The organism is Burkholderia sp. Bp8986 (assembly GCF_003854225.1).
Lineage (GTDB): Bacteria > Pseudomonadota > Gammaproteobacteria > Burkholderiales > Burkholderiaceae > Burkholderia.
Window position 1 is genome coordinate 79,198 of sequence record NZ_QTQM01000011.1, and the last position, 23,386, is coordinate 102,583.

General features: G+C 67.9%; 18 protein-coding genes. 14 read left to right on the forward strand and 4 right to left on the reverse strand.

Annotated elements, in window-relative coordinates; translation table 11 throughout:
* Nucleotides 1-526 precede the first annotated feature (526 nt).
* The 8 genes from DID99_RS13115 to fdhA all read left to right on the forward strand — a co-directional run bounded on the left by DID99_RS13115 (nt 527) and on the right by fdhA (nt 10,599).
* Nucleotides 527-1,429, forward strand: a complete 903-nt coding sequence (locus tag DID99_RS13115; RefSeq protein ID WP_044844375.1) for an alpha/beta fold hydrolase — start codon at nt 527-529, stop codon at nt 1,427-1,429.
* Nucleotides 1,430-1,496: 67 nt separating this feature from the next.
* Nucleotides 1,497-2,066 carry an isoprenylcysteine carboxylmethyltransferase family protein gene (locus DID99_RS13120; RefSeq protein WP_124666885.1) on the forward strand — a complete coding sequence of 190 codons (570 nt, stop codon included), beginning with the start codon at nt 1,497-1,499 and terminating at the stop codon, nt 2,064-2,066.
* Nucleotides 2,067-2,083: 17 nt separating this feature from the next.
* Nucleotides 2,084-3,367: a glycosyltransferase gene (locus tag DID99_RS13125; protein WP_124666886.1), complete on the forward strand. Its 1,284-nt coding sequence runs from the start codon at nt 2,084-2,086 to the stop codon at nt 3,365-3,367.
* Nucleotides 3,364-4,950: a DHA2 family efflux MFS transporter permease subunit gene (locus DID99_RS13130; RefSeq protein WP_124666887.1), complete on the forward strand. Its 1,587-nt coding sequence runs from the start codon at nt 3,364-3,366 to the stop codon at nt 4,948-4,950. The genes DID99_RS13125 and DID99_RS13130 overlap by 4 nt, the downstream gene beginning before the upstream one ends.
* A 10-nt stretch (nt 4,951-4,960) precedes the next feature.
* Nucleotides 4,961-5,899 carry a glycosyltransferase family 2 protein gene (locus tag DID99_RS13135; RefSeq protein WP_124485141.1) on the forward strand — a complete coding sequence of 313 codons (939 nt, stop codon included), beginning with the start codon at nt 4,961-4,963 and terminating at the stop codon, nt 5,897-5,899.
* A gap of 20 nt (nt 5,900-5,919) precedes the next feature.
* A complete protein-coding gene (locus DID99_RS13140; RefSeq protein ID WP_260444572.1) occupies nt 5,920-7,791 on the forward strand; it encodes an efflux transporter outer membrane subunit in 1,872 nt (623 codons plus the stop codon).
* Nucleotides 7,791-8,981 carry an efflux RND transporter periplasmic adaptor subunit gene (locus tag DID99_RS13145; RefSeq protein WP_124666889.1) on the forward strand — a complete coding sequence of 397 codons (1,191 nt, stop codon included), beginning with the start codon at nt 7,791-7,793 and terminating at the stop codon, nt 8,979-8,981. The genes DID99_RS13140 and DID99_RS13145 overlap by 1 nt, the downstream gene beginning before the upstream one ends.
* A 421-nt stretch (nt 8,982-9,402) precedes the next feature.
* Nucleotides 9,403-10,599, forward strand: coding sequence for a formaldehyde dehydrogenase, glutathione-independent (fdhA, locus tag DID99_RS13150; RefSeq protein ID WP_044844368.1), 1,197 nt, complete (start codon nt 9,403-9,405; stop codon nt 10,597-10,599).
* Nucleotides 10,600-10,868: 269 nt separating this feature from the next.
* Here the strand turns inward: fdhA and DID99_RS13160 are convergent, their stop codons facing one another.
* Both DID99_RS13160 and DID99_RS13165 read right to left on the reverse strand, forming a co-directional pair.
* Nucleotides 10,869-11,687 (reverse strand): ATP-dependent serine protease, encoded by an 819-nt coding sequence (locus DID99_RS13160; protein ID WP_124666890.1) that lies wholly within the window; start codon nt 11,685-11,687, stop codon nt 10,869-10,871.
* Between the two features lie 8 nt (nt 11,688-11,695).
* Complete coding sequence (locus DID99_RS13165; protein ID WP_124666891.1) at nt 11,696-13,117, reverse strand: PLP-dependent aminotransferase family protein; 1,422 nt, start codon at nt 13,115-13,117, stop codon at nt 11,696-11,698.
* 284 nt (nt 13,118-13,401) lie between these two features.
* On the opposite strand from DID99_RS13165, the gene DID99_RS13170 reads away from it, so the two are divergent.
* A complete protein-coding gene (locus DID99_RS13170; protein WP_044844365.1) occupies nt 13,402-14,814 on the forward strand; it encodes a discoidin domain-containing protein in 1,413 nt (470 codons plus the stop codon).
* Nucleotides 14,815-14,870: 56 nt separating this feature from the next.
* On the opposite strand, the gene DID99_RS13175 is transcribed toward DID99_RS13170, so the two are convergent.
* The gene (locus tag DID99_RS13175) at nt 14,871-15,896 is read right to left on the reverse strand and encodes a GlxA family transcriptional regulator (RefSeq protein WP_124521481.1); all 1,026 of its coding nucleotides are present in this window, start codon (nt 15,894-15,896) and stop codon (nt 14,871-14,873) included.
* 224 nt (nt 15,897-16,120) lie between these two features.
* A complete protein-coding gene (locus tag DID99_RS13180; protein ID WP_124666892.1) occupies nt 16,121-16,345 on the reverse strand; it encodes a hypothetical protein in 225 nt (74 codons plus the stop codon).
* A gap of 9 nt (nt 16,346-16,354) precedes the next feature.
* Between DID99_RS13180 and DID99_RS13185 the strand changes: the two genes are divergently transcribed.
* The 5 genes from DID99_RS13185 (at nt 16,355) to DID99_RS13205 (ending at nt 23,382) form a co-directional block, all read left to right on the forward strand.
* Nucleotides 16,355-17,629: a serine hydroxymethyltransferase gene (locus tag DID99_RS13185; protein ID WP_124666893.1), complete on the forward strand. Its 1,275-nt coding sequence runs from the start codon at nt 16,355-16,357 to the stop codon at nt 17,627-17,629.
* 43 nt (nt 17,630-17,672) lie between these two features.
* Nucleotides 17,673-18,644, forward strand: coding sequence for a dipeptidase (locus DID99_RS13190; protein WP_044844362.1), 972 nt, complete (start codon nt 17,673-17,675; stop codon nt 18,642-18,644).
* Between the two features lie 139 nt (nt 18,645-18,783).
* Nucleotides 18,784-19,317 carry a DUF5943 domain-containing protein gene (locus DID99_RS13195; RefSeq protein ID WP_006488993.1) on the forward strand — a complete coding sequence of 178 codons (534 nt, stop codon included), beginning with the start codon at nt 18,784-18,786 and terminating at the stop codon, nt 19,315-19,317.
* A gap of 72 nt (nt 19,318-19,389) precedes the next feature.
* A complete protein-coding gene (locus DID99_RS13200) occupies nt 19,390-21,453 on the forward strand; it encodes an NADH:flavin oxidoreductase (RefSeq protein WP_044844361.1) in 2,064 nt (687 codons plus the stop codon).
* A 3-nt stretch (nt 21,454-21,456) separates the two neighbouring features.
* Entirely contained in the window at nt 21,457-23,382 is a 1,926-nt protein-coding gene (locus DID99_RS13205) for a (Fe-S)-binding protein (RefSeq protein WP_124666894.1), read from the forward strand.
* Nucleotides 23,383-23,386 lie beyond the last annotated feature (4 nt).

Sequence of the window (23,386 nt, forward strand, 5' to 3'; positions counted from 1 at the left end):
TAAAACGGTTTCGGTAAAGACGGTGCAATGGCCGCGAATGTTTCCGTATTCGATTTATTACTGATCGAAAGAATGTCGAGCTATGTGAAATTCTCGTAAATCCGGAAATTCGAATGCCCGGCGCCTCTAACGGAAATTTCTGAAAACTCGCTTCAATCGATCGATTAAAACATTTTATCTATTTGAATTTAAAGGAAATGATTTGGTGGCGCCATTGATTGAAGGCTCGCTCGCAAACGATTGCCGCCACCTTCGGATCGATTCCGCATACCATAAAAAATGCCAAAAATATTCGAATCTGGCGTATTTCCAGGTGGAGTAGAGGGGATCGTTGGAATGACTTGAGTAAGTAATATTGCCCGTATTAGTATGGCGCCGCACCACAAGGAATGAATCGGCGCCGCGGGTTATTCCCGCGGTGCGTCGGCAATGGGCGCGGCCAACGACCGCGACAGGGCCGGCGCCCGCCATTGCGCACCTGCAGCATGCCGCGACGCCGAGACGCCGCATCCACCGGAGAACGACGATGCCGACCGAAAAATACGTGGTCCCGCTACCGAATGGTCTGAAGGTCTACGTCGAACGGAACGTGTTCGATCCGTCGTTCGACACGGCGATGCTCGTCAACGGCGCGCTCGCGACGACCGCCTCGTTCGGGCAGACCGTCCAGTATCTCGGCGAGCGGATGAACACGATCTGCTTCGACCTGCCGTACGCGGGGCAGTCGCGCCAGCACAACCCCGGCTGCTTCATCCTGACCAAGGACGACGAGGCCGCGATCCTCCAGCATCTGGTCGAGCGTTTCGCGCCCGCGTTCCTCGTGTCGGTATCGTGGGGCGGCGTCGCGTCGCTGTTCGCGCTCGCGCGCGGCTGCCCGAGCGTGCGGCGCGCGGCGATCTGCTCGTTCTCGCCGTTCCTGAACGACGCGATGGTCGACTACGTGACGCGCGCCCGCGACCACATCGCGGCCGGCGAGAACCTGAAGGCCGCGCAGCTGCTGAACGATACGGTCGGCCGCTACCTGCCGCGCATCATGAAGCTGTACAACTACCGGTATCTGACGCGGCTGCCGCGTGACGAGCAGGACCAGGTCGCGTTCCACGTCGACCAGATCCTGTCGCTGCAGCCGGAGCGCTACCTGAGCGAGTTCTCGAACATCGGCTGCGAGCTGCTGTTCCTGAACGGCGAGCGCGACGAATACACGACGCCGGCCGACGTTCGCCAGCTGGCCGCGCACGTGCCGCGCGCACGCTTCGCGACGATTCCCGACGCCGGCCATTTCCTCGACATCGAAGGCCGCGCGCAGCGCGAAGCCACGCGGGCGGCGCTGCTCGACTACTTCTGCGACGCGCCGCCCGTTGCCGCGGGCATCGCGCTCGGCGCCGCGCATGCGTGCGTGTCCGCGCCGATGCCGGCGCTGTCGTCGTGACGCAGCACGTCGCGCACCGGGCACGCCGGGTGCATCCGAATTCTCATCCACACGAGGCAGGCCAGCCGTGAATATCGTTCAGACCATCGCCATCGTCGCTCCGTGGGCCATCTGGCTCGCCTACTGGATCGCGACGTCGCAGGCCGTGAAGACGACCGTGCGCAAGGAGGCGTCGCGCTCGCGCACGCTGCAGTCGATTCCGCTGATCGTCGGCGGCGCGCTGATCATCCTGCCCGATCCGTCGTGGCAGGCGCTCGTGCCCGACTGGCAGTGCTTCGGCCTGCAGGCGCAATGCGGGCTCGCGGTGCTCGTCGCGGGGCTGCTGTTCTCCGTGTGGGCGCGGCTGCATCTCGGCACGAACTGGAGCGTGTCCGTCACGCTGAAGGAAAACCACGAACTCGTTCGCACCGGGCCGTACGGCCTCGTGCGTCATCCGATCTACACCGGCTGCCTGATCGCGCTGGCCGGCGCCGCGCTGATCGGCGGCGAGTGGCGCGGCGCGCTCGGCGTCGCGCTCGTGTTCGCGTCGCTCGCGTACAAGGTGCGTGTCGAGGAGAGCTGGCTGACCGGCCATTTCGGGCCGGCGTACACGCAGTATCGCCGCGAGGTCGCGGCGCTGATCCCCGGCTTCTACTGACTCCCGCGAGGCGCGCGATGGCGAAGGTGATCGTGACCGCGATCGGCTCGGCGGGCGACGTGCATCCGCTGCTCGGCGTCGCGCGCGCGCTCGCGACGCGCGGCCACGACGTCGTGTTCTGCACGCATCCGCCGTTCGAGGCGGCCGCGCGCCGTTGCGGCTTCACGTTCGTGCCGGTCGGCACCGCGGCCGAGTACGAGGCCGCGATGGCGAACCCGGCGCTGTGGGATCCGCGCACGTCGTTCCGCACGCTGTGGCAGGTGATCGCGCCCGTGCTGCGCCCGCACTACGACGCGCTGCGCGCGCTGACCGATCGCGATACCGTGCTGGTCGGCACGCTGTGGGCGTTTTCCGCGCGCTTCATGCAGGAACTGCACGGCACGCCGTACGTGTCGGTGCAGGTGTCGCCGTCGACGTTGCTGTCCGCGCACGTTCCGCCGACGCATCCGCGCCTGACGATTCCCGCGCGCTGGCCGCTGCCGGTGAAGGCGGCGCTGATGACGCTGATCGAGCGGCAGGTGCTCGACCGCGTGTGCGGGCCGGCGCTCAACGCGGTGCGCCGCGATCTCGGGCTCGCGCCCGCGCGGCGCGTGCTCGGCCGCTGGCTGCATTCGACCGACGGCGTGCTGTGCCTGTTTCCCGACTGGTTCGCACCGGCGCAGCGCGACTGGCCGGCCGGTCATCTGCAAAGCGGTTTTCCGCTGTTCAACGACATCGCGACGCCCGACGACGATCGCGCGCTCGACGCGTTCCTCGCGGCCGGTGAGCCGCCCGTCGTGTTCACGGCCGGGTCGACACGGGTCGATCACGCCGCGTATGCGCGCGCGGTCGCGGACGCGCTGCATGCCACCGGCGCGCGCGGCATCCTGCTGAGCCCGCACGATGCGGCACCGGCCGGCGACCGGCTGCTGGTGCGCCGCTTCGTGCCGATGCGCGCGCTGCTGCCGCGTTGCCGCGCGCTCGTGCATCACGGCGGGATCGGCACCGCAGCGCTCGCGTTCGAAGCCGGGATCCCGCAGGTCGTGACGCCGTTCGCGCACGACCAGTTCGACAATGCGCAGCGCGTCGCGGCGAGCGGCGCCGGCGTGCGCATCGACGGCCCCGTCGACGGCGCGCGTCTCGGTGCGGCGCTCGCGCGCGCGCTGGACGAGCCGGAATTCGCGGTGCATGCGGAACGCACGCGTGCGCTGATCGATGCGGCGCCGGACGGCTGCGAGCGCGCCGCCGATTTTATCGAGCGCTTCGCGCCTAACCACGGACGCGCGCGGGTGCAGGCCTACCTCGCGACGGCGGGCGCATGAGTACCGCAGCGCCGCTTCAGGACGCGCCCGCCGCCGTCGATGCACGCGAACCCGCACCCGCCGCGCCGCCGGTGCGCGGCGCGCGGCTCGCGCTGCTGACGTTCGCGCTGTCGCTCGCCACCTTCATCGAAGTGCTCGACTCGACCGTGACGAACGTCGCGGTGCCGGCGATCTCCGGCAGTCTCGGCGTGTCGAACAGCCAGGGTACGTGGGTGATCAGCTCGTATTCGGTCGCGGCCGCGATCGCGGTGCCGCTGACCGGCTGGCTCGCGCGGCGCGTCGGCGAGCTGCGGCTGTTCGTCGGCGCGGTGCTGCTGTTCACGCTGACGTCGCTGCTGTGCGGGCTCGCACGCGACCTGCACGTGCTGGTGGTCTGCCGCGCGCTGCAGGGGCTGTGCTCGGGGCCGATGGTGCCGCTGTCGCAGACGATCCTGCTGCGCACGTTCCCGCCGGACAAGCGCACGGTCGCGCTCGCGCTGTGGGCGATGACGGTGCTGCTCGCGCCGATCTTCGGGCCGGTGGTCGGCGGCTGGATCGTCGACAGCTTCTCGTGGCCGTGGATCTTCCTGATCAATTTGCCGATCGGGCTGTTCTCGTTCGCCGTCTGCACCGCGATGCTGCGCCCCGACGCGCAGCGCGGCGCGGCCGGCCCGATCGACGTGCCGGGCATCGTGCTGCTCGTGATCGGCGTCGGTTCGCTGCAGGCGATGCTCGATCTCGGTCACGACAAGGGCTGGTTCGATTCGCCGCTGATCGTCACGCTCGCGGTGGTCGCGGGGCTCGCGATCGTGTCGCTGCTGATCTGGGAAGCCGGCGACGCGCATCCGGTCGTCGACCTCAGCCTGTTTCGCGACCGCACGTTCTCGTTCTGCGTGCTGATCATCTCGCTCGGGATGATGAGCTTCTCGGTGGTGGGCGTCGTGTTCCCGCTGTGGATGCAGGCGGTGATGGGCTACAACGCGTTCCACGCGGGGCTCGCCACCGCGTCGCTCGGCGTGCTCGCGCTGGTGTTCTCGATTCTCGTCGGCGTGCACGCACATCGCTTCGACGCGCGTGTGCTTGCGACGTTCGGATTCCTGATATTTGCGGCCGTGCTCGCATGGGATGCGCATTTCACGCTGAAGATGACGTTCGTGCAGATCGCCGCGCCCGGGTTGATCCAGGGGATCGGGCTGCCGTGTTTCTTCATTCCGCTGACGGCCGCGACGCTGTCGCGCATCCCGGACGACCGGCTCGCGGCCGCGTCGAGCCTGTCGAACTTCCTGCGCACGCTGTCCGCCGCATTCGGCACCGCGATGAGCGTGACGCTGTGGGACAACCGCGCGACCTATCACTACGACGTCGTGTCGCAATCGGTCACGCACGCGTCGGCGAACACGCAGCGCTTCGTGCACACGCTGAACGCGATGGGCGTGGACGGCGTGCGCGAGCTGTCCATGCTGCACCAGATCGTGATGCAGCAGGCGTACATGATGGCGACGGGCGACATGTTCTGGATGGCGAGCATGACGTGCCTCATGCTCGCCGCGATGATGTGGCTCACGCGGCCGAAGCGCGGCGCGGCCGCTTCGTTCGGACATTGAGGAGAGCGGCATGACGACACTCGGCGCACTCGTGATCCTGTATCACCCGAGCGACGCGCAGCTCGCGGCGCTCGGCGCGTGGCGGCACGCGTGCGACGCGCTGCTGGTCGTCGACAACACGCCGCAGCCCGATGCGCGCGCTCGCGACGTGTGCGCGCGCGACGGCATCGCGCTGCTGCATCACGGCAATCGCGGCGGAATCGCGGGCGCCTACAACGCGGGGCTCGCGGCGCTGTTTCGCGACGACGTCGACGCGGTCGCGCTGTTCGACCAGGATTCGTCGGTGCCGGCCGGTTACTTCGCGACGATGCGCGACGCCTGCACGGGGCTCGCGGGGCGCGCGTTCCTGGCCGGCCCGCGCATCTTCGACGAGAACGCGCGCAGCTTCCTGCCCGAACTCGCGACCGACGGGATCGCGTTGCGCCGGCTGCATCTCGCGCCCGACGCGCCGCCGCAACGCTGCGCGTTCCTGATCTCGTCGGGCTGCGTCGTGTCGCGCGCCGCGTTCGACGTGCTCGGCCGCTTCGACGAGACGCTGTTCATCGATCACGTCGATACCGAGTACAGCTTCCGCGCGCTTGCGCGCAACGTGCCGCTCTACGTCGTGCCGTCGCTGGTGCTGCCGCACCGGATCGGCGCGAAGCAGCGGCACGCGTTCGGCCCTTTCGAAATGACGTCGATGAATCACTCGTGGCAACGGCGCTACTACAGCGCACGCAATGCGGTGCAGCTCGGGATGCAGTACGGGTTGCGCTTTCCGGTGGCGATCGTGCCGAACCTGCTGACCGTGTGGCAGGTCGTGCAGATCGCGCTCGTCGAGCGCGACAAGCGCGCCAAGCTCGCGGGCATCGCGTTCGGCATCGCCGACGGCCTGTTCGGGCGGCTCGGTCCGCTCGAGCGCACGCGGCCGCGTCTCGCCGCGCGCGCGCGGCGCGTCCAGCAGGGATGAGGGCGGCGATGGAACGCATCATGAAAGCGGCGCGAGCCGCTCGGCCGGCGCGGCGCGGGCAGGGCGGCTGGGCGATCGTCGCGGCCGCCGCGCTGCTGGCGCTGGGCGGCTGCGTGCCGTCGGGGTTCCTGCCGTCGCTGTCGCTGCGCGCACCGGCCGGCGACGCGCTCGCTCGCACCGCGGGGCCCGGCGCGGATGGCGCATGGCCCGCGCCCGACTGGGTGAAGCAGTTGCAGGATCCGCAGCTCGACGAACTGGTCGTGGAGGCATCGCAGAACAATCCGAATCTGCAGGTCGCGCAGGCGCGGCTGCGGATCGCGCAGTCGCAGCTTCAGCAGTTCGATTCGCTGACGGGCTTGACCGGCACGGCCGGCGCGACGGTCAGCCGCGCGCGGATGCCGAAGCCGGGCGACATCGCCGACGTGACGGCGGGCGGTTATCGCGTGCCGGTCGAGATCTTCGGCGATCCGGTCGTGTCGCCGTCGTCGGTGTTCGTCGGGCTGAACTACCAGCTCGACCTGTGGGGCAAGAACCGCGCGGCGACGAAGAGCCTGATGTCGCTGCGCGACGCGGCCGGTGTCGAGGCCGAGCAGGTGCGGCTCACGCTCGCGGTCGCGATCGTCACCGTGTATTGCCAGCTCGATGAGGCGTACGCGGTGCGCGACCTGCTGCAGCAGAAGCTGAAGATCAGCCAGCGCGTGACGGCCGTGCTGCGCGAGCGCACCGCGCGCGGCCTCGACAATGCGTACGACGCGAGCGACGCGTCGATCAAGCGCAGCCGCCTGCTCGCACAGATCGCGCTGAACGACGAACAGATCAAGCTCGCGCAATTGCAGCTGGGCGTGCTGTCCGGCCGCGGGCCGGAGCGCGGGCTCGCGTTGCAGCGGCCGCGCGTCGGCGCATTCGCCGGCGGCGCGCTGCCCGCGCGGCTGCCGGCCGATCTGCTCGGCCGCCGGCCCGACATCGTCGCCGCGCGGCTGCGCGTCGAAGCCGCGTTCGCGAATGCCGATTCGACGCGCGCGCAGTTCTATCCGGACGTGAACCTCGTCGCGCTCGGCGGCGTGTTCGCGCTGACGCCCGCGTCGCTGTTCTCGCGCGATTCGCTCGCCGGCTCCGTCGGCCCGGCGATCTCGCTGCCGGTGTTCGATCGCGGCCGGCTGAAGGCGAAGCTCGGCGCGGACGTCGCGCAGGCCGACGTCGCGATCGGGCTGTACAACAAGACCGTCGACGACGCGCTCGGGCAGGTCGCGCAAATCGTCACGTCGCTGCAGACCGCGCAGACGCTCGTCGTGCAGCAGCAGGATGCCGTCGCCGCCGCGCAGAAGATCGTGCAGATCGCGGCTGATCGCCATCGGCGCGGCGTGTTGATGCAGAAGGATGTCGATGTCGCGGACCTCACGCTGATCGACGAGCGCGCGCAGCTGATCGCGCTGCTCGGGCGGCAGCGGACGCTGTGCGTCGGGCTGGTCGGCGCGCTCGGCGGCGGGTTCGATGCGAGCGCAACGACTGCGGGTGCGGCGATGCCCGCGGCGCGTACCGCGCAAGGCGCGCGGACGAAACGCGGCGCGACGGTGAACGCCGCTGCCCGCGGTAGCTCGGCGGACACCAGCGCGCAAGTGCGGCGCGCGGCGGTGTCAGGTAGCGGCGCCGCGCCGCGTGCCGCGCGGATCGATCCGCCGGCGGTGTCGGTCGCGCCGCGTAGTCCGGCTGTCGATGCCGCGAATGTGAGTGTGAGTACCGGCGCGAGTACGAGCGCCAGTGCAAATACCAGCACGAGCACGAGCGTCGGCGTCGGCTCGCGCCGCGCGCCCCCCACCGTTGCCGCCGACACGCGCACGTCCGCGCTCCCCCTGTTCCAGCATGACCGCCTGATCGTTACGCAAAGCGACTGATGCACCACGACAACCTTCACACCGCGGCGCAGCCGGCCACTCTGAACGACCTCGCACTCGACGCGCGCCGCGCGACGCGTCGCAAGCGCTTCATGCTGTTCTTCGCGATCGTGATGCTCGCCGCGCTCGTCTGGATCGCGTTCTGGCTGCTACGCGACCGCTATTACGAGGATACCGACGACGCGTACGTCGCCGGCAGCATCGTGCAGGTCGCCGCACAGATTCCGGGCGCCGTGACCGACGTGCTGGTCGCCGATACGCAGCCCGTGCGCGCCGGGCAGACGCTCGTGCGGCTCGACGATACGGAAGCGTCCGTCGCGTTCGCGCAGGCGAAGGCGCAGCTCGCGCAGGCCGTGCGGCAGGTCGCGAACGCGAAGATCTCGAACACGATGTACGTGGCAGCCGTGAGCGCGCGCCAGGCCGACCTGTCGCTCGCGCAGCGCGCGCTTGCCGCGCGTTCGGGCGCGTCGGTCGAGATCGTCGCGCCGGAGGAGCTGGCGCGCGCCCGCGCGGCCGTCGCCGGCGCCCAGGCGAACCTCGCGGCCGCGCAGGCGCAGCTCGACGCCGCACGCGCGCTCGGCAGCAAGCTGCCGGTGGACGAGAGCCCGGCCGTCGTGCAGGCCGCCGCGCAGTTCAAGCTCGCGTACCGGAACCTGAAGCGCACGACGATCGTCGCGCCGGTCGACGGCACGGTCGGCCAGCGTTCGGTACAGGCGGGCCAGCAAGTCGGGCCCGGCGTGCCGCTGATGTCGATCGTGCAGTTGAACCGGCTGTGGATCGAGGCGAATTTCAAGGAAGGGCAGATCCGCCACATGCGCGTCGGCCAGCCGGTCGACGTGGTGTCGGACCTGTACGGGTCGCGCGTCGTCTATCGCGGCCGCGTGCAGGGCTTCTCGGCCGGCACCGGCAGCGCGTTCTCGATGCTGCCGTCGCAGAACGCGGCCGGCAACTGGATCAAGGTCGTGCAGCGCGTGCCGGTCGTGATCGCGCTCGATCCACGCGATCTGGCCGCGCATCCGCTGCGGGTCGGGCTGTCGATGCGCGCGACGGTCGATACGCGCAACCGCGACGGCCATGCGCTCGACAGCGAACCGCCGACGCCGGCCGTCAGCACGCGCGTGCACGACGGCATCGCGAGCGACGCGGAAGCGGCTGCTGCCGCGATCGTCCGCGAGAATCAGGGCGGGTGAGTTTCCGACGCCGACGCACGCAGAAAACGCACGAACCAATCCGGGTGACAGATGGCGGGGGCGGGTGACCGGTGCATCCGACCGACGCGCCCGAATAGGGCACCCGATCGGCGCCCCCGGATCAAGGCCCCGATCAAGGTACCAATCAACGCACCCGACCCACGCACGGATTGGCGGGTCGTTCGCGCCGATCGGCGGCTCCGGCGGCCTCGCGGCCTGCATCTCCTGCAGCCCCCACCCCGAACCCCTTTTCCGGCCCGACTTTCGCATTTCCGCCACCGATGTCGGCACCGATCAAACGCGTGTCGCGTTTGAGACATCGACGCCCCCACCTCCGGGACTACTCTCGAACAGCACGTTGCGTAGCACCGCATCTGCCGGCGCACAGCAGCGCCATCCAACGAGACATGGAGACAATACGATGAGCAGCAATCGAGGTGTCGTCTATCTTGGGCCGGGCAAGGTCGAAGTTCAGAAGATCGATTATCCGAAGATGGTCGATCCGACCGGCCGCGCGATCGGCCACGGCGTGATCCTGAAAGTGGTCAGCACGAACATCTGCGGTTCCGACCAGCACATGGTGCGCGGCCGCACGACCGCGCCGATCGGCCTCGTGCTCGGTCACGAGATCACGGGCGAAGTGGTCGAGGTGGGCCGCGACGTCGAGACGCTGAAGATCGGCGATCTCGTGTCGGTGCCCTTCAACGTCGCGTGCGGCCGCTGCGCGATGTGCAAGGACACGCATACGGGCGTGTGCCTGAACGTGAATCCGTCGCGAGCCGGCGGCGCATACGGCTACGTCGACATGGGCGGCTGGATCGGCGGCCAGGCCGAGTACGTGCTCGTGCCGTACGCCGACTTCAACCTGCTGAAATTCCCGGACCGCGACCAGGCAATGGCGAAGATCCGCGACCTGACCTGCCTGTCCGACATTCTGCCGACCGGTTATCACGGTGCGGTGAGCGCGGGCGTGAAGCCGGGCTCGACGGTCTACATCGCGGGCGCGGGCCCGGTCGGGATGGCGGCGGCCGCATCGGCGCGCCTGCTCGGCGCGGCGGTCACGATCGTCGGCGACATGAACGCGGAACGCCTCGCGCACGCGCGGGCGATGGGCTTCGAGACGGTCGACCTGTCGAAGGACGCGTCGCTCGGCGAGCAGATCGAGCAGATCCTCGGCGTGCCGGAGATCGACTGCGCGGTCGACTGCGTCGGCTTCGAGGCGCACGGCCACGGTTCGTCGGGCCACTCGGAGGAAGCGCCCGCGACGGTGCTGAACTCGCTGATGGAAATCACGCGTCCGGCCGGCGCGATCGGCATTCCGGGCCTGTACGTGACGGACGATCCGGGCGCGAAGGACAAGGCCGCGCAGCACGGCAGCCTGAGCATCCGCTTCGGCCTCGGCTGGGCGAAGTCGCATTCGTTCTTCACGGGCCAGACGCCGGTGCTGAAGTACAACCGCAACCTGATGCAGGCCATCCTGTTCGACCGTCTGCCGATCGCGAAGATCGTCAACGTCGAGGTGATCTCGCTCGATCAGGCGCCGGAAGGCTACAAGAAGTTCGACGGCGGCGCGCCGCGCAAATTCGTGATCGATCCGCACGGCTTGCTGGCGGCCTGACGCACGAACGGGCGGAACATGAAACGGGCGGTACCGGAAACGGTGCCGCCCGTTTTTGCTGTGGCCGGGTGCTGCCGGCGCAGGCGAACCCCGGCCCGCGATTGCTGCGATACGGCGTGCGGCACGAGACCGATCGCCGCGGCCAACCGGCTGCCGAACGCCGACACGAACGGCCGGACGCTCGCCGGCTTGCGCGTCGAGTCGTATGCGGCGATCCCGTACGACAGCATCGCGGCCGCGATCGCGCCGAATTCCGGCGCGCCCGGCGCTCAGTGCGCGCGATAGACCATGGCCACTTGGGTCGCGCTTGCCGTCGCGCGCCGACCGTGGCGCGTATGCAGGCTCACGCGGCGGATCGCGTGCGCATGTCGCGTCGCGGTAGCGCCGCCTTTCCAGTTGACGACGCGAGTACCGCTGCGTGCGCGCACCGCCGGTGCGTGCCGTGCGACCGTGGTTGCCGTGCGTCCGGTCATGTGCCGGCTCGTGCCGGCATAGCCTGCTCGATCGGTTGCGTCCAGCCGGTCGTCGGCGGCAAGCCGGTCGGTGTCGAGCGCCGGGTGGTCGGCCGGATGAAATGCATAGACGGGCGCGGGCACGACCGGCAACGTCTGCGCGTCGGCCGCATGCAGACTGGCGTCGTTTGCCGCTGGCGCCGGCGCCCCCTGGCCGCGGCAGACCGGGTCGGCCTTGCACGTCCGGTCGAACGTCACATAGCCGCCGACCAGCAGCACGAGGGTCAGGATGCTCAGCAGCGGCGCGCTCGACGCGCTCGGCCGCCGGATCGCCGCGCTGCGCACCGCGGCGCCGATGCGCGACGACCATGTCGGGACGGGGGGCGCGTCGTGCGGAGGAGCGGCCTGCGCTTCGTCGCTCCGGTTGCTCTGGTCGCTCGATTCGCTCGATTCGCGCAGCGGCGCGAACGGCCAGTCCCCGAGTCCGCAGACGGGGCATTGCTCGGTGGCGCGGAATGCCATGAAGCCGCATTGCCGGCAGCGCTGGCTGACGGCATCGCGCGGCTCGGCGCGCAGGTTCAGTGCGCCGCGCAACGTGTCGCGCGTGCGGACTTTCCGGATGGGCAGGACTTGCATGGTCGTTGCTACCTCGTCTGTCGTTGCCGCCCCGCGAGCGTCCCGAGGGTTTGCATCGCGTCCTCGACGGCAGGGGTCCACGGCCGGCCGTAGTTCAGCCGGACGTAGCGGTGAAAGGCGCCCGTCATGGAAAAAATCGGCCCGGGCGCGAGGCTGACGCCGTTTTTCATCGCGTCGCCGAACAACCGCATCGCATCCACGTGCGGCGGCAATTCGATCCACAGGAAATACCCGCCGCGCGGGGCATGCACCGCCGTGTCGGGCGGGAAGTACGCGCGGACGGCCGCCAGCATCTGTGCCTGGTGCGCCGCCAGGTTGCGGCGGAGCCTGCGCAGGAAGCGGTCGTACGCGCCGTTGAGCAGGTAGCGGGATACAGCCATCTGCGCGGGCACGTCGGCCGCCGGCGCGCTCGCGTTCTTCACCTGCCTGATCTGCTTCACGTAGCGTCCGGCCGCGACCCAGCCGACCCGGAAACCGGGGGCGAGGCACTTCGAGAACGAACCGCAATGCAGCACCAGCCCGCTTTCGTCGTACAGCTTCGCGGGCCGCGTGGGCGTCGGGCCGAAGTGCAGTTCGCCGAACACGTCGTCCTCGATCAGCGGCACGCGGTGCGACGCGAGCAGCTCGATCAGCGCGCGCTTGCGCTCGTCGGGCAGCGTCGCGCCGGTCGGGTTGTGGAACGAGGTCATGAACCAGCAGGCGCGCACCGGATGCGTGTCGAGCGCGTCGGTGAGCGCATCGAGATCGAGGCCGGTGCGCGGATCCACCGGGATTTCGATGGCCTTCAGATGCAGCCGCCGCACGGCCTGCAGTACCGCGTGGTAGGCCGGACGTTCGATCGCGACGATGTCGCCGGGGCGCGTGAGCGCCTGCAGGCTCAGCGTCAGCGCTTCGGCCGCGCCGGTCGTGATGACGATCTCTTCCATCGGCAATGACGCGCCCGCGTTCAGGTAGCGCAGTGCGATCTGGCGGCGCAGCGCTTCATGGCCGGGCGGCAGTCCGGCCAGCAGTTTCGCGCGGTCCATGTTGCGGGCCGCCGCCGCCGCATACCGCCACAGGCTGCTCATCGGAAACAGCGAATAGCTCGCGAATGCGGAACCCAGCGGCACGATGTCGTCGAATTTGAGCGAGTCGAGCAAGCGGAACAGCACATCGTTGTCGCCTGCCTGCGGCGCAGCCGGTTTGCGCGGGGTGTCGTGACCCGCGCGCACGCGCTTGTCATCCACGTTCGCAACGAAATATCCGGAGCGCGCACGCGCGGTGATCAGGCCCTCGCTTTCGAGCTTGTAGTACGCGCGAAACACGGTGGATGGACTTACACGGTAAGCGCGGCACGCTGCGCGCACGGTCGGGATACGCGCGCCGGGCCCGAGGTCGCCACGCCGGATCGCGTCGCCAATCGTCTGAGCCAGCGCCGCATAACGCTTCATGCCTGCCCTCCGGCCGATCGCGGCCGTCGTGAAAAAAAGAGTAGCACGGCCTCCGCCGCGTTCAATCCCGCCCTCAAACGCTGATGCGCCTGTCGCTGATCCGGTTGTTTTCGACTCACTTTGAGCCTTTTCTTCAGACGAGCGAGCAGGCATCCTGCGCAAGTTTCATTCCCGATGCGTGATCGATACCGAGTTCGCGCCCTCCGATGGCGGACCCTTGATCCCCGTGCACCGTGTGCGGGACCCGGGCCGCTCCGTCCCTATCTTTCCCGGAAGCAATCAGCGTGAAATCGAAGTTCCTCGCTGCGGGCCTCGTGGCCGGCATCGCTCTCAACCTGTCCAGTGGTGCCGCCGAAGCGGCCTGCATCAGCAATCCTCCGACTCAATCCAACGCGTCGTTTCCCGCGGCGCTGACCGGCAAGCTCGTCTATCACAGCTACGTCAACTACGGCGACGGCACGAGCCAGCTGTTCCTGTACGATTTTTCGGCCCATACGCTCACGCAGCTGAGCAAGAGCAGCTGGGGCATCACCGATCCGATGAACGGCGTGTTCAGCCCCGACGGCAAGTGGCTCGCGTTCATGGGCATCAGCAACGGCGCATGGAACGTGTTCATGCTGCAGCTCGGCGCCGGCACGCCGCCCGTGAACCTGACGAACAGCACCGGCGCGACGCGCAACGAAGATCCGAAATTCAGCGCCGACGGCAAGACGCTCGTGTTCAAGCAGAACGGCGACGTGAAGCAGGGCACGCTGTCGTACACGAGCGCGGGCCCGGTGTTCACGTCGGTCGTGAGCCTGACGAACGCACCGGCCGGCGCCGAATACTCGATGCCGTTCCTCGCGCCGGACGCGAGCGCCGTCTACTACGCGACGGGCACCGGCTCGAACATGGGGCTGATGAAGCGCACGATCGCGACCGGCGCGACCGCCACGTTCGATCATCCGGCCGGTCTGCAGACCTACTATCCGATCGTACGCGGCGACGGCATGGTGTTCTATGCACGCTGGAAGGATAGCGGCGGCGCGGACCAGATCTACACGAAGACCGCGGACCCGGCATCGACGCCGAACGCGCTGCCGATCAACGACTGCGTGAGCAACAACTCGGACCCGGCGCCGGTGACCGGCACGAACTACGTGTTCTTCTCGTCGACGACGGCGGGCGGCTACCAGCTCTACGTCGGCGACGTGACGACCGGCCAGCGCTGGAGCCTGTCGCAGTTCGGCGTGAACGCGGACACGACCAAGGCGAAGCTCGGCTCGAGCTACTACGGCGGCCCGGCCGCCGCGCAGCCGACGCTGCTGTCGCAAGGGCGGCCGGCTGCCGCGTCGGCGAGCTACAACACATCGCTGACGGCGGACAAGGCGTTCGACGGCAACACGACCAGCACGCGCTGGGATTCGCCGGAAGGGGCGGGCGTCGATCCGCAATGGATCTCCGTCGATCTCGGCGCGGTGAAGAAGATCAGCAGCGTCGATCTCTACTGGGACGCGGGCGCGCTCGTGTACCAGATCCAGACGTCGAACGACAACGCGAACTGGACGACGGTCTACTCGACGAACAACGGCGTGTCGTACGGTCACGTCACGTTGCCGAACCTGAATGCGCAGGGGCGCTACGTGCGGATGCTCGGTACGAAGCGGGCGACGCAGTGGGGGTATTCGCTCGACGAAATGCAGGTGTGGGGATCGTAAGCACCAGCAAAAAGCGGCCTTCGAGGCCGCTTTTTTTTTATCGCGCAACTCGTGCGTCACGCATGAATCACATGCGCCGGAAATGCCGGCGCGGATGTCGCCGCGCCCTGCGCGAGCGGCGCGACCTGCTTGCGGCGTTCGCGCGTCGGCGCGACGCCGAACGCGTCGCGATAGCTCTTGCTGAAGTGGCATGCCGACTGGAAGCCGCACGCCATCGTGATGTGCATGATCGACATGTCGGTCTGCAGCAGCAGCTCGCGCGCGCGGCGCAGCCGCAGCGTCAGGTAATAGTGCGTGGGCGTCATCCCGAGGTGTTCGCGGAACAGGCGCTGCAACTGCCGCTGCGACATGTTCGCGAGCCGCGCGAGTTCCTCGCGCGACAGCGGTTCCTCGATGTTGTTCTCCATCAGCGAAATCACTTCGAACAGCGACTTGTTCGCCGAGCCGAGCCGCGCGACGAGCGGCATCCGCTGTTGCGCGCTCGTGTCGCGCACGTGTTCGACGATGAACTGCTCGGCGATCTGCGTGACGCGCGGCGTGCCTATCCGCGCGGCGATCAGGTTCAGCATCATGTCGAGCGGCGCGACGCCGCCCGTGCATGTGATGCGATCGCGGTCGACCACGAACAGTTCCTTCAGGAAGCGCGTGTCCGGAAACTCTTCCTTCAGCGCCGACATGTTTTCCCAGTGGATCGCGCACGCGTAGCCCGCGAGCAGCCCCGACTTCGCGAGCGCATAGGTGCCCGTGCACAGGCTGCCGAGCGGAATGCCCGAACGCGCGAAGCGGCGCAGCGTCGACAGATGGGCGGGCGTGGTCGCGCGCTGCACGTCGACGCCGCCGCACACGAATACGATATCCGGCTGCCCGACGCACTCGGCCGGGCCCGTGTCGACCGTGAGGCCATTGCTCGCCGTGACCGGGCCGCCGTCCGGGCTGATGATCGACCAGCGGTAGAGCGGCTGGCCGCTCAGGTAGTTCGCCATCCGAAGCACCTCGATCGCATTGGTGAACGCGATCATCGTGAAGTTCGGTAAAGGCATGAACGCGAAGTGGGACAGCGACGCTGTGCGGTCGGGCGACATGGGGAGCGTTCCTTGAATCTCTAATAGCTTTTAGCCCGAGGCGCGGATCGGGCTGCCGTATTGTGGGAGCGAGCGCAACAACCGTGCCATACGGCTAAACCCTAGCTCCATACGTTGTATGGGCGCGGGGCGGATGCTGCACTGCACCGTAAGCGGGCCGCGCTGCACCCGGGAAGCACAGCACAGGCACCGCCGAAGTGCCTGTCCATCGGTGAATCGCGAATTCACCGCACACGCCGGCTTGCCTCGTCATCCCGAAAAGCACGACCGGTCACTTGTACAAAACGGACGCGCATGGCGGAAAAGGTAAAGAACGCGTCTAAATTCATCAATCCGTCGAAAATCCGAACGACAAGAATAGAGCCGTCGGCAGCCTTGCACTGGATGCGCTGGAAACCCAGGTATGGCGGGCCTCGAGCTTCGGTTTCACGCCCTTTATTCTTCGTCACGGACGCACTATGTCGAACACCCAGCCTTTCTTCTCGCAGCCCCTCGCCGAGCGCGACGCGCCGGTGCGCAGCGCCATCCTGAAGGAACTCGAGCGCCAGCAGTCGCAGGTCGAGCTGATCGCGTCGGAAAACATCGTGTCGCGCGCGGTGCTGGAGGCCCAGGGTTCGGTGCTGACCAACAAGTATGCGGAAGGCTATCCGGGCAAGCGTTACTACGGCGGCTGCGAGTTCGCGGACGAGGTGGAGGCGCTGGCGATCGAGCGCGTGAAGCAGATCTTCAACGCCGGCTATGCGAACGTGCAGCCGCACTCGGGCGCGCAGGCGAACGGTTCGGTGATGCTCGCGCTCGCGAAGCCGGGCGACACGGTGCTCGGCATGTCGCTGGACGCCGGCGGCCACCTGACGCACGGCGCGAAGCCGGCGCTGTCGGGCAAGTGGTTCAACGCCGTGCAGTACGGCGTGAACCGCGACACGATGCGGATCGACTACGACCAGGTCGAGGCACTCGCGCACGACCACAAGCCTAGCCTGATCATCGCCGGCTTCTCGGCGTACCCGCGCGCGCTGGACTTCGCCCGCTTCCGTGCGATCGCCGACAGCGTCGGCGCGAAGCTGATGGTCGACATGGCGCACATCGCGGGCGTGATCGCCGCCGGCCGCCATGCGAATCCGGTCGAGCACGCGCACGTCGTCACGTCGACCACGCACAAGACGCTGCGCGGCCCGCGCGGCGGCTTCGTGCTGACCAACGACGAAGAGATCGCGAAGAAGATCAACTCGGCCGTGTTCCCCGGCCTGCAGGGCGGCCCGCTGATGCACGTGATCGCCGGCAAGGCCGTCGCGTTCGGCGAAGTGCTGCATGCGGACTTCAAGACCTACATCGACAACGTGCTCGCGAACGCGCAGGCCCTCGGCGAAGTGCTGAAGGCGGGCGGCGTCGACCTCGTCACCGGCGGCACCGACAACCACCTGCTGCTGGTCGACCTGCGCCCGAAGGGCCTGAAGGGCGCGCCGGTCGAGCAGGCGCTCGAACGCGCGGGCATCACCTGCAACAAGAACGGCATTCCGTTCGACACCGAGAAGCCGACCGTCACGTCGGGCATCCGACTCGGCACGCCGGCCGGCACGACGCGCGGCTTCGGCGTCGCGGAGTTCCGCGAAGTCGGCCGCCTGATTCTCGAGGTGTTCGACGCGCTGCGCGCGAACCCCGAAGGCGACCACGCGACCGAACAGCGCGTGCGCCGCGAGATTTTCGCGCTTTGCGAGCGCTTCCCGATTTACTGATCGACGACCCCACATACAGCAGAGACTGGAGCGAGAGGCAGATATGAGCACGCTGCATCAGGACAGCATCATCATCGACGGACTGAACATCTCGAAGTTCGAGAAGCCGGTGTTCGAGGACATGCGCAAGGGCGGCATCACGGCCGCGAACTGCACGGTATCGGTGTGGGAGAACTTCACCAAGACCGTCGACAACATCGGCGTGATGAAGCAGAAGATCCGCGAGAACGGCGAACTGCTGACGCTGGTGCGCACGACCGACGACATCTTCCGCGCGAAGAAGGAAGGCAAGACGGGGATCATCCTCGGCTTCCAGAACGCGCACGCGTTCGAGGACAACCTCGGCTACATCGAGGCGTTCGCCGACATGGGCGTGCGCGTCGTGCAGCTCTGCTACAACACGCAGAACCTGGTCGGCACCGGCTGCTACGAGCGCGACGGCGGCCTGTCGGACTTCGGCCGCGAAGTGATCACCGAGATGAACCGCGTCGGCATCATGGTCGACCTGTCGCATGTGGGCGGCAACACGTCGTCGGAAGCGATCGCGTTCTCGAAGAAACCGGTGTGCTACTCGCACTGCCTGCCGTCGGGCCTGAAGGAACATCCGCGCAACAAGAGCGACGCGCAGCTGAAGGAAATCGCCGACGCCGGCGGCTTCGTCGGCGTGACGATGTTCGCGCCGTTCCTGAAGCGCGGCATCGAGGCGAACATCGACGACTACATCGAGGCGATCGACTACGTCGTGAACCTGATCGGCGAAGACGCGGTCGGCATCGGCACGGACTTCACGCAGGATTTCGCGAAGGAATTCTTCGACATGCTGACGCATGACAAGGGCCGCTATCGCCAGCTGACGAACTTCGGCAAGGTGATCAACCCGGACGGCATCCGCACGATCGGCGAATTCCCGAACCTGACCGCGGCGATGGAACGCCACGGCTGGAAGGAGTCGCGCATCCGCAAGATCATGGGCGAGAACTGGGTGCGCGTGTTCAAGGACGTATGGGGCGCGTAAGCGTCCGCCGAGCCGAACCGCCACCCGCGATTCAACACTAGAACAATCGGGACGTGCCGGCGCCTGTCGCGCGGGCACGCGGACGATGTCGTGCCTGCGCCTGAGCCGCGCGGCCAATTTTCCTCACGGAGTCACCACGATGCAACCGCAACTGCCGATCAACGTCGATCCCGATACCGGCGTCTGGACCACCGACGCGCTGCCGATGCTGTACGTGCCGCGCCACTTCTTCACGAACAACCACGTCGCCGTCGAGGAAGCGCTCGGCGTCGAGGCGTATGCCGAGATCCTCTACAAGGCCGGCTACAAGTCCGCGTACCACTGGTGCGACAAGGAAGCGAAGCTGCACGGCCTCACCGGCATGGCGGTGTTCGAGCACTACCTGAAGCGCCTGTCGCAACGCGGCTGGGGCCTGTTCTCGATCATCGAGGCCGATCCGGCCAGCGCACGCGCGAAGATCGAGCTGCGCCACTCGTCGTTCGTGCTCCAGCAGCCGGGCAAGGAAGGCAAGCTCTGCTACATGTTCGCGGGCTGGTTCGCCGGCGCGATGGACTGGGTCAACGACACGACGCCGGAAGGCAAGGGCGCGCCGCGCGCGCAGTCGAAGGAAGTGCAGTGTGCGGCCGAGCACCACGATCACTGCGTCTTCGAAGTGTCGCCGATCGCGCACTGACGCGCCGACCCGACACACAGCAACAAACAACACCCGCAACACGAGACATTCGAACGCCAGAGGTCGCCTGCGATGCGTTATCCCCACCTGTTCAAACCCATGCAGCTGAACCAGCTGACGCTGCGCAACCGGATCGTCAGCACCGCGCACGCGGAGGTGTATGCCGAGCCGGGCGGCCTGCCGGGCGACCGCTACATCCGCTACTACGAAGAGAAGGCGAAGGGTGGCGTCGGCCTCGCGATCTGCGGCGGCTCGAGCCCCGTGTCGATCGACAGCCCGCAGGGCTGGTGGAAGTCGGTGAACCTGTCGAACGACAAGATCATCGACCCGCTCACGCGTCTCGCCGACACGATGCACAAGCACGGCGCGAAGATCATGATCCAGGCGACGCACATGGGCCGCCGCTCGTCGTTCCACGGCGAGCACTGGCCGCACCTGATGTCGCCGTCGGGCGTGCGCGAGCCGGTGCACCGCGGTAACGCGAAGATCATCGAGATCGAGGAAATCCGCCGCATCATCGGCGACTTCGCGGCCGCCGCGAAGCGCGTGAAGGCAGCCGGCATGGACGGCATCGAAATCTCCGCCGCGCACCAGCACCTGATCGACCAGTTCTGGAGCAAGCGTTCGAACCACCGCACCGACGAATGGGGCGGCAGCCTCGAGAACCGTCTGCGCTTCGGCATCGAAGTGCTGACGGCCGTGCGCGAAGCGGTCGGCAAGGACTTCTGCGTCGGCCTGCGCATGTGCGGCGACGAATTCCACGAGGACGGCCTCGATCACGAAGCGCTGAAGGAAATCGCGCAGGCGATGTCGGAGACGGGCCTGATCGACTACCTGAGCGTGGTCGGCTCGGGCGGCGACACGCACAACACGATCGCGAACTGCATGCCGCCGATGGCGCTGCCGCCGGAGCCGTTCGTGCACCTCGCGGCCGGCATCAAGTCGGTGGTGAAGATTCCCGTGATGCACGCACAGAGCATCCGCGATGCGGGCCAGGCCGAGCGCCTGCTCGCGAACGGCATGATCGACCTGGTCGGCATGACGCGCGCGCAGATCGCCGATCCGCACATGGTGATCAAGATCCGCGACGGCCGCGAAGACGAAATCAAGCAGTGCGTCGGCGCGAACTACTGCATCGACCGCCAGTACAACGGCCTCGACGTGCTGTGCATCCAGAACGCCGCGACGTCGCGCGAAGCGACGATGCCGCACATCATCGAGAAGTCGCGCGGCCCGAAGCGCAAGGTGGTGGTGGTCGGCGCGGGCCCCGCGGGGCTCGAGGCCGCACGCGTCGCGAAGCTGCGCGGCCACGACGTCGTGCTGTTCGAGAAGAACGCCGAAGTCGGCGGCCAGGTGATGATCGCCGCGAAGGCGCCGCAGCGCGAACAGATGTCGGGGATCATCCGCTGGTTCGACATGGAAACCAAGCGTCTCGGCGTCGACCGGCGCCTCGGCGTCGCCGCCGACGAGAAGATGATCATGGCCGAGAAGCCGGACATCGTCGTGCTCGCGACCGGCGGTTCGAGCTTCACGTGGCAGGTGCCGGCGTGGGGCGTGGCCGAAGGTCTCGCCGTCAGCTCGTGGGACATCCTGACCGGCAAGGTCGAGCCGAAGCAGAACGTGCTGCTGTTCGACGGCGTGAGCACGCATGCGGGCGCCGGCGTGGCCGACTTCATGGCGAGCCGCGGCTCGAAGGTCGAGGTGGTGACGCCCGACGTGAAGGTGGCCGACGATTGCGGCGGCACGACGTTCCCGATCTTCTATCGCCGCCTGTACGCGCTCGGCGTGATCCCGACGCCGAACACGATGCTCGATCGCGTGTATGAGGAAGACGGCAAGATCATCGCCGTGCTGCGCAACGAATACACCGAGGAGCTGGAAGAGCGCGCGGTCGACCAGGTCGTGATCGAGAACGGTTCGTCGCCGAACGACGAGCTGTACTGGAAGCTCAAGCCGGAGTCGGTGAACCGCGGCCAGATCGATCCGCACACGCTGTTCGCGGCCGAGCCGCAGCCGTGCCTGTCGGAAGAACTGGGCAACGGCCGCTTCCTGCTGTTCCGTGTCGGCGACTGCATCTCGATGCACAACGTCCACGGTGCGATCTACGACTCGCTGCGTCTCGTCAAGGATTTCTAAAAAATGAATCCGGCTTTCCTCATTACCGCACTGCTGTGGCTGTCGGTGGCGGGGCTCGCGTTCGCGGTCGCGAAGCGCTCGTCCTACTGGCGTCTCGGGCGCGCGACGGCGCCCGGCTCGTTCGGCATCGCGAACCTGTTCGCGATCCCGAAGCGCTACTTCGTCGACCTGCATCATGTGGTCGCCCGCGATCCGTACATCGCGAAGACCCACGTCGCGACCGCCGGCGGCGCGATCGCCGCGCTCGCGCTGGTGTTCGTCAACTACGGCCTCGCGATCTACTCGCCGTGGCTCGACAAGCTGATCTTCCTCGCGGCGCTCGCGATGCTCGTCGGCGTGGTGTTCGTCTGGCGCCGCCGCGCGGCGAAGGACGTGCCGGCGCGCCTGTCGCGCGGCCCGTGGAACGCGCTGCCCTGGCTGCTCGGCTCGTTCGCGCTCGGCCTCGTGCTGTTCATGGTCGTGCCGACCGGCGCGATGTCGGGTGCGTTCGCGGTGCTCTGCGCGCTGCTGATCGGCGCCGGCGCCTTCACGATGACCGTCGGCGCCGCGAAGGGCGGCCCGATGAAGCACGCGATCGCCGGTCTGCTGCACCTTGCGTTCCACCCGCGCCAGGAGCGTTTCGCGGCCACCCGTGAATCGTTCACGGGCAATGGCACGGCCACGCCGCCGACCGCGCTGAAGCTGCCGGACATCGAGCACGAGGAGTATGGCGTCGCGAAGCCGGTCGAATTCCGCTGGAACCAGCTGCTGAGCTTCGACGCGTGCGTGCAGTGCGGCAAGTGCGAAGCCGCGTGCCCCGCGTTCGCATCGGGCCAGCCGCTGAACCCGAAGAAACTGATCCAGGATCTCGTCGTCGGGATGGCGGGCGGCACCGATGCCGCGTACGCCGGCAGCCCGACGCCGGGCCTCGCGGTCGGCCAGCATCGCGGCGAGCCGAACGGCCCGATCGTGTCGGGCCTGATCGAGGAGCAGACGCTGTGGTCGTGCACCACCTGCCGCGCATGCGTGCAGGAGTGCCCGATGCTGATCGAGCACGTCGACGCGATCGTCGACATGCGCCGCAACCGCACGCTGGTGCACGGCACGGTGCCGGGCAAGGGCCAGGAAGTGCTCGCGAACCTGCGCGAGACCGGCACGATGGGCGGCTACGACGCGGCTGCGCGCTACGACTGGTCGGTCGACCTGAACGCGCCGGTCGCGCAACCGGGCAAGCCGGTCGACGTGCTGTTCGTCGCGGGTGAAGGCGCATTCGACATGCGTTACCAGCGCACGCTGCGCGCGTTCGTCAAGGTGCTGAACAAGGCGGGCGTCGACTACGCGGTGCTCGGCGGGACCGAGACCGACACCGGCGACGTCGCACGCCGCCTCGGCGACGAAGCGACGTTCCAGCAGATGGCGAAGCGCCTGATCGGCACGCTCGGCTCGCTGTCGTACAAGCAGATCGTGACGGCCGACCCGCACGTGATGCACAGCTTGCGCAACGAATACCGCGCGCTCGGGCTGCGCGTGACGGTCAAGCATCACACGACCTACCTCGCGGAGCTGGCCGACAGCGGCAAGATCGCGCCGAAGGCGGTCGAGTCGCTGCGCGAGAAGCGCACCACGTATCATGACCCGTGCTACCTCGGCCGCTACAACGGCGAGACGGAATCGCCGCGCAAGCTGCTGAAGACGATCGGCATCCAGGTCGTCGAGATGGAGCGCAACGGCATGCGCGGCCGCTGCTGCGGCGGTGGCGGCGGTGCGCCGCTGACCGACATCCCGGGCAAGCAGCGTATTCCCGACATCCGCATCGCCGACGCGCGCGCGATCGGCGCGGACGTGGTCGCGGTCGGTTGCCCGAACTGCACGGCGATGCTCGAAGGCGTCGTGGGCCCGCGCCCCGACGTGCTCGACGTGGCCGAACTCGTTGCCGCCTCGCTGGAGTGAATCG